This window comes from Methylobacterium tardum (assembly GCF_023546765.1).
Lineage (GTDB): Bacteria > Pseudomonadota > Alphaproteobacteria > Rhizobiales > Beijerinckiaceae > Methylobacterium > Methylobacterium tardum.
Genome location: NZ_CP097484.1, coordinates 3,827,771 through 3,840,436 on the forward strand (window position 1 = coordinate 3,827,771; position 12,666 = coordinate 3,840,436).

The window sequence follows — 12,666 nt, forward strand, 5'->3', positions numbered from 1 at the left end:
TGTCTTGCCGACGTTGATTTTCGATCTACATTAGAGAGAGTCAAACCTCTTGCCTGAGGCGAAACTCAGGTCCAACGACATGCGAAATGTTTCATGCGCTTGAACTTATCCCTCAAATCATTACTCGCCATCCTCTTCGGATTTTTAGCCCTCATTTCGGCCATCCAGGGTGGTCTTTCAGTCCGAGAACTGGCCGCTATTCGCGAGTCCGCGACGGCTCTCGCCACCAATTTGCTGCCCTCCCTCGAAACGATCAGCGCCGTGGAGGTCGCCGCCTCGGAAGTGCGAATCAAGCAGTACCGGCTCCTCATGCTGTCGGTCACCGCGGAGCGTCGCGCAGTCAACGAAAACAATCTCGCGGCGACCTTCGCTAAATTGCGCGAAGCCAGGAACAGCTACGAGCCGCTGATCAGCAGCTCGGAAGAACGTAGCCTCTACGAGAGCTTCGCGGCGTCCTGGGCCAAGTTCGAGCGGGCGGACAGCGAGGTGCGCCGCCTCGTTGCAGGCGGTCAACAAGCTGAAGCCATTGCTCTTCTGACGCATCCCGATGTCGTCGCCCTGTACGACGGGGCGCGTGCGGCTCTCGCGCAACTCGTCTCCTTCAACGAGCGTGAGGCCGCCCGCGATGCCGACCTCGCGATGACGCGGGCCAATACCGCCACCGCCGCAGCCTATGTGGGAATCGGGCTCGCTGTGGCCTCCGCCCTGGCTGCGGCGATCTTCGGTTTGGTGCGGATTTCCCGACCGATCCAAGTGATGACCCGCATCATGTCGGTCCTGGCAGCCGGCGATACCGACGCGGAGGTGCCCTACCAATCCCGCCGCAACGAGATCGGCGCGATGGCTGCAGCCGTTCAGGTGTTCAAGGACAACTTGATCCGTAACCGGCAATTGGAGGAGCAGGCGGCCGAGGCCCGGCTCGCCGCCGAGGCGCAACGCAAGGCCGGGATCCGTCAGATGGCCGACCAATTCGCAAGGGCAGTCGGCGGCATCATCGGTCAGGTCTCCGCCTCAGCGAACGAGTTGCAGGCGACGGCACAGGTCATGACGGCGACGGCGCGCCGGACTGCCGACCAATCCACGACCGTTGCAGCGGCGGCCGAACAGGCGGCGAGCAACGTCAGCACGGTCGCAGCCGCCGCCGAGGAGTTGGGCTCGTCCGTGCAGGAGATCGGCCGGCAGGTCGATGGCTCCGCCAAGCTCGCGCAAGTCGCGGTCCGGGAGGCCGACCAGACCGGCACCCTGGTTCAGGAACTCAGCGCAGCCGTCGCGCGCATCGGCGACGTCGCGGGTTTGATCGCCTCGATTGCCAGCCAGACCAACCTGCTGGCCCTGAACGCGACGATCGAGGCGGCCCGCGCCGGGGCGGCGGGCCGGGGCTTCGCGGTGGTGGCCTCGGAGGTGAAGGCGCTGGCCGAACAGACCGCGCGGGCCACGGACGAGATCTCGGCCCAGATCGCGCAGGTTCAGACTTCGACCGGACAGGCGGTCACGGCGATCGGTGCGACCACGGCTCGGATTCGGGAGATCAACGGCGTTGCCAGCTCCATCGCGGCGGCGGTTGAGGAGCAGGGTGCGGCCACGCAGGAGATCGTCCGGAATGTCGGCCAAGCGGCAGCGGGAACGGGTGAGGTCACGAACAACATCGTGAGCGTCGCGGGCGCAGCCGAAGAGACCGGACTCGCAGCCACCCAGGTGCTGGCCGAAGCGTCCAGGCTCTCGGAGCAATCCGAGCACCTGACAGCCGAAGTCGACCGGTTTCTCGAAACGGTCCGCGCTGCCTGACCGGCCCGCCGCCGGACGATGCGGTGTCGCGCGAGAGGCACCGCGTGGCGAGGCTTCCGCGACCGGAGTCGCCCTCTTCGCCGATGTGCTCCGGCGCTTCTGAGGCTGTCGTCGCACCGGGCCTGAGCCGATCGGCCCGTGCCCGGTGCACCGTCTTGATCAGACTGAGCGCGGCTCGCCGCCCTCGCTGCGGCGCTTGGCCATGAAGGCGTCGAACTGCTCGCGATCCTTGGCCCGCTTCAGCTCCTCGACGAACTCAGCGAAGGCCCGGCTCTCCTCGGCGAGGGCGCGGCGCTGCGCTTCCAGCCGGTCGAGCTCGGCGCGGCGGTAAGCGTCGAAAGCCGCATTGCCGGTGCTCTCGCGCCGGCTCGCGGCCTCGAATGCACGGGCGAACCGGGACGCGGGGCGCGCACCCTCGAAATCCGAGAACGTCCGGCGCGCGCTGTCGCGGAGTTCAGTAATGGCCGGATAGCCGGCCAGCTTCCAGGCGACCAACGCGAGACCCACAGGCCACCAGTAGATGAAGCCGACGACGATGGCACCGATCTCCAGGGAACGGCGCGGGAACGGGCCTGACCGGCAGAGCCGGCCGGTCGCCCAGGGAGAGGAAGATTGAGAGGTCACGGCTGTGCTCCGCTGTTCATGTGAACGCGGTTAACATGCGGGTGCCGAGAACGCCTTTCAAGGGCGTCAGCCGCGGTGTTCGGGTCCGCTGCTCCGTGCGGCCCCATGGACGAGAGCAAGGACCCCGGCCCGCAGCAGCTCGTATTTGTCCGGAAATCCGGGGCCGCGCGGCAGGTGCCCGGCAGCCGAGAGGGTCGCCAGTCCGTGGGCCAGCGCCCAGACCTCAAGGGCGATGAAGCGCGGCGCGACGCCTCCGAATCCGTCCGCGAATGTCGCCTGAAGCGCTTCGACCAGCAGATCGAACGGACTCGGACGCACGGCGGCGTCGCTCGGGCTCGGCCCAGCGTCGGGATCCGTCGCGCCGGCCGGAAACCCCCGGGTCTCGAAGATCGCCGCGTAGTAGGCCGGCTCCTCCTCGGCGAAGGTCAGGTAGGTCTCGCCCATACGGGTGAACCGCTCCAGCGGCGTACCGCGCGAGGTCAGCGCTCGTGCCAGGCGCTCGGCGAGTTCCGCAAAGCCGCGTCCTGCGAGTTCCTCCAGCAGAGCCTCACGACCGCGGAAATGGCGATACAGCGCAGCCGGCGTCACGCCGACGAGGCGCGCTGCGTCCACCAGAGTGAAGCCGCCGATCCCCCGCTCCGCGATGAACCGACGCGCGGCCTCGATAAGCGCCTCCTTCAGATTACCGTGATGGTAACTCCGCCGGTCGCTCGGTCCGTCCCGCCAGGGTCGCAAGATCTCACATCCTCTGCGCACGCCAGGACACCTCACAGAAGGTCCACCGCGCTGTCGAGTCGAGACACAAGCGGAGATCGGAGATTCGTGAAGCGTCCGTTGGCATTACGGCCGAGGGCCGGGTTTGTTTCGCGCCGCGTCACCGCAGCCGCGCTTGACCGGCCGGTACGGCCGCAACACTATTACATTCTCGCGCGAGCCCGACCGCCGCGCGGAGGTCGATGAGGCATGATGGCCTCCCCGAGGAAAGTGCATCCGGCATGGCGTTCGTGAGCCTCAAGGCGTGGCGAGCCCGCTCGGCGGAGCGTGCCGAGATCGCCGCGCGGTTGAAGCAGGACCTGATCGCCGCGCTGGGGCTCGGCGAAGGCGACGCGCTCGCGGTCAACGAGATCGCCTGCGCCGATCCCGGCTGCCCCGACCTGGAGACGATCGTGCTGGTGATGCGTGCGGGCGCCCCGACCCGCGCCTTGCGCATCCGGCGCACCATGGATGCCGTGGACGGAGACGACATCGCCGCGCTCGTCGCCGAGGACCGACACGGTGAGCCATCTCGATGATGTGACGCACCCGGCATCACCTTTGACGCGCGGCGGCATCAAACGCTGCATCCTTCGCGTGGGCGTCGTGTACCCTGTGGGCAGAGCCGGCACTCTGGGGCAGATGCTGGTCGGGGGAAACGCACCATGCAGAGCCGTCGCGCCGTCCTCACACTGGCCGGTCTCATAGTGGCCGCCAGTCTCGCGCCCGCCGCGGCCGGGGAGACGAGGCCGTTCTCGGATCCCGCATTCGAGGCCGCGCAGAAGAGCGGCAGGCCGATCCTGGTCGAAGTCAGCGCCCCCTGGTGCCCGATCTGCAAGACGCAGAAGCCGATCCTCGCGAAGCTCGCGTCCGAGCCACGCTTCAAGGATCTGCAGATCTTCGACATCGACTTCGACAGCCAGAAGGATCTGCTCAAGCGGCTGAACGTGCGCATGCAGAGCACGCTGATCGCCTACAAGGGCGCCACGGAGGTCGGCCGATCCGTCGGCGAGACCCAGCCGGAATGGATCGAGGGCCTTCTAGAGAAGGCGCTCTGATCGGCAGGGGCGCCCTTCCGGTTCCGTTCATTCACCGCCCGGCATATCCCTCCCAGCCCCGCGATCTGACGGGGCCGATGGAGAGATTCGGTGACGCGCGCCCGACCCCCTGCGGACCAGAGCCCCGACGCGATCGTGGCCGTGCCCGTGCGCAACGAGGAGGAGCGCATCGCGGCCTGCCTGCGCGCCATCGACGCTCAGGCCGGTCTCGCCCCGGGCAGTCTCGGCTTGGTGTTGTTCCTGAACAACTGCACGGATCGGACGGAAGCCATCGTCGCCGATCTGGTGCCGGACTTGTCGATCCCGGTTCGGGTTCTGGTCGAGACGTTCCCAGGGGCGCATGCTGGCTGGGCCCGGCGCCGGGCGATGGACGCCGCCGCGGCGTGGCTCGGGGAATCGGGGAATGCGGGGATCATCCTGTCCACCGACGCGGACAGCCGGGTGCCGCCGAACTGGGTCGCCGGCAATGTCGCGGCGATCCGGGCGGGCGCCGATGCCGTCGCCGGCCGGGTCGAGCTCGATCCCGCGGAAGCGGCATTGCTGCCGCCGTCACTGCCCGCCCGCGGCAAGCTGGAGGATCGCTACGACGCCCTGATCACCGAAGCGGAGGCGCGTCTCGACCCCGATCCGCACGATCCGTGGCCGTGCCACCGCACGGCGATCGGTGCCACTCTGGCGGTGACGCGCGCGGCCTATCTCCAGGTCGGCGGCATGCCGGAGATACCGCTCGGGGAGGATGGCGCCTTCATCGCCAAACTCCTGGAGCACGGCCTGCGGGTTCGGCACGCCACCGACGTATGCGTGACCATCTCGGCCCGGCTCGCCGGCCGCGCCCCCGGCGGCGTCGCCGATACGATCCGCTCCCGCTGCGAGGAGCCGGACGCGCTGTGCGACGCCCGGATGGAGGCCTTCCCGCGAGCGGTCCTTCGGTATGTCTGGCGGCGGCGGTTCCGGCGGCTGCACGATCGCGGCCTGCTCGGCCGCAACCTGGCCTGGGCGCAGGCCATCGGGATCGGTCCGGCCGAGGCGGAACGGATCGCCGCCCTCCCCCTCGGCCAGGCCATCGCCGAGGCCGAGCGCGCGAGCCCGCGCCTCGTCTACCGTCCGATCGGTCCGCGCCAATTACCCGGTCAGATCCGGCTCGCGCGGGTCGGCGTGGCGGCAATCCGTCTTGGCTTGGCGGTTTCGGGCCTCGTCCAGAGAACGTGGCGGGCCGTGGCTCCCGGACGCGGGATCACCGACGCGCGCGGCAGCCGGATCTGACCCGGTCAGACACAGCGCGGCGGGACGCGTCAGGCCGACGGCCGGACTGATCGAAGAGGCCGGCGCCGGTCAATCGTGCGGCCACCCGGATCGTCCGCCGGCAGGTCTCAATCGGCACGATCGGGCATGAGGCCGCTCGCTTGCGGCAGTCCGCGATCGTCTAAACCCTTCGAGACGACAGACGCGCGGCCCTGACCTACGATCCGCGCCGACTGGAACGCCTCAGTGATCGGCCGCCGCGACCCGCGGCTCGGTGCCCACGGCGCGGGAGTCGGCGAAGCGCAGCACGACCGCTCGCCCTTCCGACGGCGGCATCGGGAGGCTCGCGCGGAACCGCGCCGTCTCGGCCGAGCCGAGGACCGTCCGGGGTGCCGGGACCGAGAAGGTACGGATCGGCCGCCCGCCGGCATCCCGAATCTCGACGGCAAGCGGCGCGACCGGCGAGTCGGACCGCGCGACGCCCACGAGGTCGCCCTCGACCACCAGTTCCGGCGGCCGGCCTTCCTCGCCAGGGTTGCTGAACGCCACGACGTCGCGGATCTCGATGCCGCGCAGGTTCACCGGAAGCCCGACCCGCGCAAACAGCGCGGCGGTCTGCGGGACCACCCGGACGACGCTCGTGCGAGCAAGACAGACCAGGGGAAGCGCCGCCAGAAGAGTCAGGCCGAAGGCGAGGGAGAACGACATCCCGGACATGCCGCGACGGGCCCTCCCGCCCCACGACGCAGGCCGGGCGGCCGGTTTCACCACCGGGGTCGGGATGTTGGTGGCCGCCCGGACCGAGGCGGTCGCCTCATCCCAGGCCGCAGCCGCGATCGGATCATCGCTTGCCTCGGCACTGTCGGCGAGCTCGGCCTCGTGGCCCGCGAGGACATCGGCCGGGGTGAGGAACCAGGTCTCGCGGCAGGCCGCGCAGCGGACGGAACGGCCCTCCATGCCGACCTTGTCGGCATCGATCCGGTACTCGCTCGCGCAGCTCGGGCAGGCGATCAACATACGTGTCGGACTCGCAACGCGCGGCCGCAGCAGGCCGGATTACAGATTCGCTGAGAAAGAGTGGCTGAACAGGGTTAAGCGCGCGTGAAATTACGCAGGCCTTGAAAACGCCCGCCCATAAGGCGATTCCCAGGCGATGCGTGGACGGAATACGGCACGGCCTTGAACCTACAGGCGAACATGAAGAGCCTGCTGCCCGGTGCGGAGCGTCCGGTGGTGCAGTTCGAGAACGTCGGTATGCGCTACGGCCTCGGGCCGGAGGTGCTGTCGGACGTGAGCTTTCGCATCGCGCCGCGCTCCTTCCAGTTCCTGACCGGACCTTCGGGCGCCGGCAAGACGACGCTGCTGCGCCTGATCCTGCTGTCGGTGCGCCCGACCCGCGGCCTGGTGTCGATCTTCGGCGACGAGGTCAGCGGCATCTCCGCCAAGGCGCTCACCGGGCTGCGGCGCCGCATGGGCGTGGTGTTCCAGGATTTCCGCCTCCTCGACCATCTCACCACCTACGAGAACGTTGCGTTGCCGCTTCGCGTCCAGGGGCGGGCCGAGACGAGCTACCGGGCCGAGGTGGTGGAGCTGCTGCGCTGGGTGGGCCTCGGCGAGCGCATGCACGCCCTGCCGCCGCTTCTGTCGGGCGGGGAGAAGCAGCGCGCCGCTATCGCCCGCGCCTTGATCGCCCGACCGGACCTGCTGCTGGCCGACGAACCCACCGGCAACGTCGATCCGGGGCTCGGCCGCCGGCTGCTGCGCCTCTTCCTCGAGCTCAACAAGCTGGGGACTTCGGTCATCATCGCCACCCACGATTTCGGCATCATGGACGCCGTCGACGCCCGCCGGATGGTTCTCGGCGAAGGCCGGCTTCGGATCGAGGAATGAGCACACAGGCCATCTCGCGGACGCGGCCCGACGCGTCCGGTTCCGCGGACCCGGCGGTTCCGGCCAACCTGCGCCGCAACGCGCCGCTGGTTCCCACCGATACGGCGGCCGGGCGCTCGCTGGCGGCGGTGATCGCGATTCTGACCTTCCTGGCGGGACTCTGCGCGGGCGCGGCCGAGATGGTCGCGGCGAACGCGTCCCAGTGGCAGGGCGACGTGGCCCAGGAGGTCACGATCCAGATACGTCCCGGGCACGGCCGCGACGTCGATGCCGACGTCGCCCGCGCCGCCGGCATCGCCAAGGCGGAGCCCGGCATCGCCGAGACGCGGGTCTTCTCCAAGGCCGAGGCCGAGCGCCTGTTGGAGCCGTGGCTCGGCAGCGGCCTCGATCTCTCGGACCTTCCGGTGCCGCGGCTGATCGCCTTGAGGCTCGCCGGTGGCCAGGGCGCCGACCTGAAACGCCTCCGGTCGCGGCTCCTCGAAGCGCTCCCGGGCGTGGCCAGCCTCGACGACCACGCCCTCTGGCTGCAGCGGCTTTCGACGGCCGCCAACGCCTTCGTGGGGATCGGGATCGGGATGGTCCTGCTCGTCCTGATCGCAACCGGTCTCGCCGTGACCTTCGCCACGCGCGGCGCCATGGCGGGCAACCGCGAGGTCGCCGAGGTGCTGCACTTCGTCGGGGCGGACGACGATTACATCGCCAAGGCCTTCCAGCGGCGCTTCTTCGGTCTGGGCCTGCGCGGCGGCGCGATCGGCGCCGGGCTGGCGATCCTCGCCTTCGTCATCACCGGGCTCCTTGCCCGGGCCGCCCGTTCCGGTCCGGCCGGCCAGGAGGTCGAGGCCCTCTTCGGTGCCTTCCACGTGGGTCTGCGGGGCTACGCGAGCGTCATCCTGATCGGCGTGATCGCCTCGCTGGTGACGGGGATCGTCTCGCGCATCACGGTGCGTCGCTTCCTCGCCTGAACCGGGATCGCGCTGCGGAGCAGGTGAGAAGGCGGAGCCCGGTCATACGTTAACGAATGGGAAACCTTATCGACGCGGTGTGGACGGGGCCAATAGTGGTGCCTCCGGGCCGCCGCAATCGGCGCAGATCCTCCGGAGGATGACCACGCGTATGCTGCGCGCATCGGATCCGCCCTCGACTGACGTCGTCGGCTGGGCATGGCACGAGTGGGCTCGCCCGCGTCGTTCGGTGATGCCCGCCAAGCCGCACAATCGGCGCGCGGTCGCGCTCTGGAGCTGCGGCGTCGGCGCCGGGCTGTCCGCGCTGGCCCTGCTGGCCGGCTTCCTGGTCTTCGTGAACGCGCTGGCGCGGCATGAGCGGATTCCCGCGGACCGGGCGGACGGAATCGTGGCGCTGACCGGCGGCGCACAGCGGATCGGCGATGCGATCGACCTGCTCGCCGGCGGCTACGGTCGTCGCCTGCTGATCACCGGCGTCAACGAACGCACCAGCCGCGACGAGATCGCCCGGCTGAATCCGACCCAGCGCGCGCTGATCGCCTGCTGCGTCGATCTCGACTACCGGGCGCGGAACACGATCGGCAATGCCATCGAGACCCGGCGCTGGATGCGGGCGCACCGATTCAGCACCGTCGCGGTGGTGACCTCCAACTACCACATGCCGCGGACCCTGATCGAACTCGACCACGCCCTGCAGGACAGCGATCGCGTCCTGCCGCATCCGGTGGTCACCGAAGGCTTCGATGCCGACCGCTGGTGGCAGAGCCCGCCAGCCGCCAAGCTCGTCGCCTCCGAATACGTGAAGTTCCTGGCGAGCTGGGTGCGCACCCGGTTCGAAGCGGATCCCGAGCGCTCCCGGGCGGCGATCCTGATCGGTCGCGGCAAGCCGGTGAAGATGGTGGCGGAGCCGCTGATGCTGCGCGGAGTGGATTAGGGGCGATTGGCGCACGCCCATCCCGAGAGGGTGAACGTGCGGCCTTTCTGGACATTCCGCGCGGGTCGTGCGGAGCGGACCACGCTGCCCTGATCGGCTACGGCGTATCGAACCCTCAAAGCTGGAGCGGCAGCGTCTCCGGTGCGATCAACGCCCGTTGCACCGTGCCTTGATGGCTTCCGAGAACTCGCGGTCCGAGCCTTGGACCTGGGCGAGACGCTCGGACCGGTCCGAACCGGAGAGGCAACGCCCGTAGACGCTGGCAACCCGACGCATGGTCTCGACGTGGCGACGCCAGATCCGGCAGTTCTTGGTGTCTTCGCCATCCGCCTGCTCCAGCTGATCGATGGCCTGCCGCTGCATCGATTGCGCGACCAGGAGATCGCGCGCGCAGGTGGTCTCACTCTGGGCCGGCGCGGGTCCGGTCCAGCCGGCGGCCAGGACGAACAGAGCGGCAGCTCGGATCCGCGTCATCAGGCGGCCTGCGGTGCCGTGGAGCGTGTCAGGAGCGCGTAGAGGGCCCCGGCATCGCGGGCGGCGCGGATATGCGCGAGCATGCCGGGCTCGCGCAGGACGCGGGCAACCTGGGCCAAGGCTTTCAGGTGATCGGCCCCCGCGCCTTCGGGGGCGAGCAGCAGGAAGGCGATATCCACCGGTTGGCCGTCGAGCGCCTCGAAATCCACCGGCCTGTCGAACCGGGCGAACAGACCGAACAGCCGATCGAGGCCTGGAAGCTTTCCATGCGGGATCGCAACGCCCTCCCCGATTCCGGTCGACCCGAGCCGCTCCCGCTGAAGAAGCGTATCGAAGACGGGGCGCTCACCCAAGGCCGGCAGGCGCCGCGCAGCCTGGGCGGCGAGGTCCTGAAGCACCTGCTTCTTGGCCCGCGCGCGCAGGGACGGGACGACCGACTCGGGGTCGAGAAATTCCAGAACTGGCATCGAACGACCGTTGCCCCGTCACCAGTCCGCATCGGACCGGGCCTCGTCGCAGGAGCGCCCCGTCCAACCCGGTCGCGCCCCTGCCAGTCAATCGGCCGGGGAACGAGCCGGTTCCGGCTCCGTTCCTCTCGACCCGCGGCGTCAGTCGACGGTGTTCGGCGGGTCCACCCAACCGATCGCGCCGTCGCTGCGCCGATATACGACGTTGACGCGGCCGGTACCAGCATGGACGAAGACAACGACTGGGGACCCTGTCATGTCGAGGGCGGTGACCGCCTCGCCGATGGTGCGGCGCTGCAAGGTCCGGGTGCTCTCGGCGACGATGGGCGGGTGGGCGTCGCCCTCCCCCGCATCGTCATCCTCATCATCCGGAGCGGCGAGCACCGCGTAAGCGGCCTCGACCGCCACGTCGTCGCCCCGCCCTGCAGCATGCTGCTTCAGCCGGTGCTTGTAGCGGCGCAGCCGCGTTTCCAGACGCTCGGCGGTCTGCTCGAAGCTCGATCGCGCATCGTGGGCAAAGCCGTTCGCCTCGATGGTCAGTCCGGATACGAGATGCAGCACGCAGTCCGTCCGGAACGCCGTCCCGTCCCGACGAAGCGTGACGTGACCGGAGCAGGAGCCGTTCATGTGCGAGTCGAGATATTTGGCCTGGATCGCGGACATCCGTTCCTCGACGCGGCCGCGCAGACTCTCGCCGAGATCCACGCCGTGGCCCGTGACTCGCAACGACCCCATGCTGCCTCCCCCGTTTCGAACCGTTCCCTCGAATTAGAGAGCCGGCTCGCGTGAAGTCAACGCAGCCGCATCGGTTCGGCCCTCCGTTTAAGCCTGGGTTCAGCCGGGCAGCCTGTATAGAGACACAAGCAGACACATGAGACCGAACTCCGCATGACACTCGCCGACGGACCGCCCGCCGCACCGTCCCGCCGCTCCGTGCTGGCCGGGGCGCTGGCCGCTGCCGCGGGCTCGCTGCCGGCTGTCGCGCACGCGGCGGACCCGGACAAGGCACCGGCTCTTCCGGGGGCCGGAGAAGCCTTCGAGGCGAATACACTCGCCGATCTGGCGCGCGCCCGGGCCGCTGCGCCTTACGTCGGTCCGAAGAGCGGCGATGTGCCGGCCGTCCTGAAAAGCTTGTCGCGGGAAGCCTATGCGGCGATCCATCCCGCCGAGGGACGCACGGTCTGGGCCGATCGAGACCTCGGCTACACGCTGGAGCCGCTCCTGCGCGGCGCGATCTTCGAGACGCCGGTCTCGCTGTATGTCGTGCAGAATGGGCTCGTGCAGCCGATCGCCTACGACAAAACGGCGTACGTGGCTCCGGGCCTGACCCTGCCGGACCTCACAGCTGAAACCGCCTTCTCGGGCTTCCGCCTGCGGGCACGCTTCGGCGGCAGCGATCCACTTTCGGATTTCGCGTTGTTCCAGGGGGCCTCCTTCTTCCGTCTGGTCGCGCAGGGACAGGATTTTGGCATCAATGCGAGGGCGCTCGCCCTGCGGCCCGCCGATGCCCGCGGCGAAGAATTCCCGCTGTTCCGCGCCCTGTTCATCGAGACACCGACGCCTGGGCAACCGGTCGTGGTTCACGCCCTGGCGGAGTCGGAATCGGCGACAGCGGCGTTCAAACTGACCCTCACGCCCGGCCGCGAGGTCTCGACGGCCGCGATCGACGGCACCGTCTTCGCCCGCGCCGAACTCGATCATATCGGGCTCGGGGGCATGCAGGGCAGCTACCTGTTCGGCCCGCTCGACCGGAACCGCGTCGATGACCTGCGCGCGGCGGCCTTCTCGGTGGAGGGCCTGGCGATCCACAACGGCTACGGCGAGCCGATCTGGCGGCCGGTGCACAACCCCGAAGCGCTCCAGGTCTCAGCCTTCCTCGACCGGGGGCCGAAGGGTTTCGGGCTGATGCAGCGCGCCCGCGCCTACGATGATTTCCAGGACGATGCGCGACACTGGGAGCAGCGCCCCTCCCTGTGGCTGGAGCCGCAGGACAACTGGAGCGAGGGCGCCGTGACGCTGCTCGAGATCCCGAGTGATTCCGAGCTGAACGAGAATGTCTTCGCCTACTGGCGGCCGAAGGCGAAGCTGGCCAAGGGCGCCGAGATGCGCTTCCTGTGCCGCCAGCACTGGTCGAAGGGCTGGCCTGACCCGCTGCCGCCGGAGATCGCGCGGGTCCGCGACAGCCGCTGCGGCCACGGCGCCTCCGGAACCCGTCGCCTGTTCGCCGTGGATTTCGAGGGCGCCGCGCTGTTCGAGCCCGGGGACATCGACGTCGATCTCGGGGCCTCGGCCGGTGCGATCACCCGGCAGGAGCGGTTCCGCTACCCAGACCGCAAGACCCTGCGGATCCTGTTCGAGCTCGATCCCGGCAGCGAACGGGCCAGCGAGCTGCGCCTGGCGCTCCGCCGGGGACAGAATCGGATCAGCGAAACGTGGCTCTACCGCTGGACCCCGTAACCGTCCGTCTTCTCCAACTC

General features: G+C 69.3%; 14 protein-coding genes. 8 read left to right on the plus strand and 6 right to left on the minus strand.

Going from position 1 to position 12,666, the window contains the following annotated elements; genetic code table 11:
• Positions 1-93: 93 nt before the first annotated feature.
• Positions 94-1,785, plus strand: a complete 1,692-nt coding sequence (locus M6G65_RS18235) for a methyl-accepting chemotaxis protein (protein WP_238195080.1) — start codon at positions 94-96, stop codon at positions 1,783-1,785.
• Positions 1,786-1,944: 159 nt separating this feature from the next.
• On the opposite strand, the gene M6G65_RS18240 is transcribed toward M6G65_RS18235, so the two are convergent.
• Together M6G65_RS18240 and M6G65_RS18245 are read right to left on the minus strand one after the other, a co-directional pair.
• A complete protein-coding gene (locus M6G65_RS18240; RefSeq protein WP_238195081.1) occupies positions 1,945-2,409 on the minus strand; it encodes a DUF2852 domain-containing protein in 465 nt (154 codons plus the stop codon).
• Positions 2,410-2,475: 66 nt separating this feature from the next.
• A complete protein-coding gene (locus M6G65_RS18245) occupies positions 2,476-3,144 on the minus strand; it encodes a TetR/AcrR family transcriptional regulator (RefSeq protein WP_238195082.1) in 669 nt (222 codons plus the stop codon).
• Positions 3,145-3,404: 260 nt separating this feature from the next.
• Here M6G65_RS18245 and M6G65_RS18250 point away from each other — a divergent pair, with 260 nt between their 5' ends.
• From M6G65_RS18250 to M6G65_RS18260, 3 genes are all read left to right on the plus strand, one after another.
• Positions 3,405-3,701 carry a hypothetical protein gene (locus M6G65_RS18250; protein ID WP_238195083.1) on the plus strand — a complete coding sequence of 99 codons (297 nt, stop codon included), beginning with the start codon at positions 3,405-3,407 and terminating at the stop codon, positions 3,699-3,701.
• Positions 3,702-3,827: 126 nt separating this feature from the next.
• Positions 3,828-4,220 carry a thioredoxin family protein gene (locus M6G65_RS18255; protein WP_238195084.1) on the plus strand — a complete coding sequence of 131 codons (393 nt, stop codon included), beginning with the start codon at positions 3,828-3,830 and terminating at the stop codon, positions 4,218-4,220.
• Between the two features lie 90 nt (positions 4,221-4,310).
• Positions 4,311-5,483 carry a glycosyltransferase family 2 protein gene (locus M6G65_RS18260; protein ID WP_238195085.1) on the plus strand — a complete coding sequence of 391 codons (1,173 nt, stop codon included), beginning with the start codon at positions 4,311-4,313 and terminating at the stop codon, positions 5,481-5,483.
• A gap of 222 nt (positions 5,484-5,705) precedes the next feature.
• On the opposite strand, the gene M6G65_RS18265 is transcribed toward M6G65_RS18260, so the two are convergent.
• Entirely contained in the window at positions 5,706-6,479 is a 774-nt protein-coding gene (locus M6G65_RS18265) for a zinc-ribbon domain-containing protein (protein ID WP_238195086.1), read from the minus strand.
• A gap of 180 nt (positions 6,480-6,659) precedes the next feature.
• Between M6G65_RS18265 and ftsE the strand changes: the two genes are divergently transcribed.
• The 3 genes from ftsE (at position 6,660) to M6G65_RS18280 (ending at position 9,248) form a co-directional block, all read left to right on the plus strand.
• The gene (gene ftsE, locus M6G65_RS18270) at positions 6,660-7,352 is read left to right on the plus strand and encodes a cell division ATP-binding protein FtsE (protein ID WP_192707518.1); all 693 of its coding nucleotides are present in this window, start codon (positions 6,660-6,662) and stop codon (positions 7,350-7,352) included.
• On the plus strand, positions 7,349-8,314 hold the full coding sequence (locus M6G65_RS18275; protein WP_250102675.1) for a cell division protein FtsX: 966 nt from the start codon (positions 7,349-7,351) through the stop codon (positions 8,312-8,314). Before ftsE ends, M6G65_RS18275 begins: the two co-directional genes overlap by 4 nt.
• 151 nt (positions 8,315-8,465) lie before the next feature.
• Positions 8,466-9,248, plus strand: coding sequence for a YdcF family protein (locus M6G65_RS18280; RefSeq protein WP_238195088.1), 783 nt, complete (start codon positions 8,466-8,468; stop codon positions 9,246-9,248).
• A gap of 147 nt (positions 9,249-9,395) precedes the next feature.
• Here the strand turns inward: M6G65_RS18280 and M6G65_RS18285 are convergent, their stop codons facing one another.
• The 3 genes from M6G65_RS18285 to M6G65_RS18295 all read right to left on the minus strand — a co-directional run bounded on the left by M6G65_RS18285 (position 9,396) and on the right by M6G65_RS18295 (position 10,924).
• Positions 9,396-9,722, minus strand: coding sequence for a hypothetical protein (locus M6G65_RS18285; protein ID WP_238195089.1), 327 nt, complete (start codon positions 9,720-9,722; stop codon positions 9,396-9,398).
• Positions 9,722-10,189 (minus strand): PTS IIA-like nitrogen regulatory protein PtsN, encoded by a 468-nt coding sequence (gene ptsN, locus M6G65_RS18290; protein ID WP_192707514.1) that lies wholly within the window; start codon positions 10,187-10,189, stop codon positions 9,722-9,724. The genes M6G65_RS18285 and ptsN overlap by 1 nt, the downstream gene beginning before the upstream one ends.
• 141 nt (positions 10,190-10,330) lie before the next feature.
• Positions 10,331-10,924, minus strand: coding sequence for a ribosome hibernation promotion factor (locus M6G65_RS18295; protein ID WP_238195090.1), 594 nt, complete (start codon positions 10,922-10,924; stop codon positions 10,331-10,333).
• Between the two features lie 153 nt (positions 10,925-11,077).
• Between M6G65_RS18295 and M6G65_RS18300 the strand changes: the two genes are divergently transcribed.
• Positions 11,078-12,646 carry a glucan biosynthesis protein D gene (locus M6G65_RS18300; RefSeq protein WP_250102676.1) on the plus strand — a complete coding sequence of 523 codons (1,569 nt, stop codon included), beginning with the start codon at positions 11,078-11,080 and terminating at the stop codon, positions 12,644-12,646.
• Positions 12,647-12,666 lie beyond the last annotated feature (20 nt).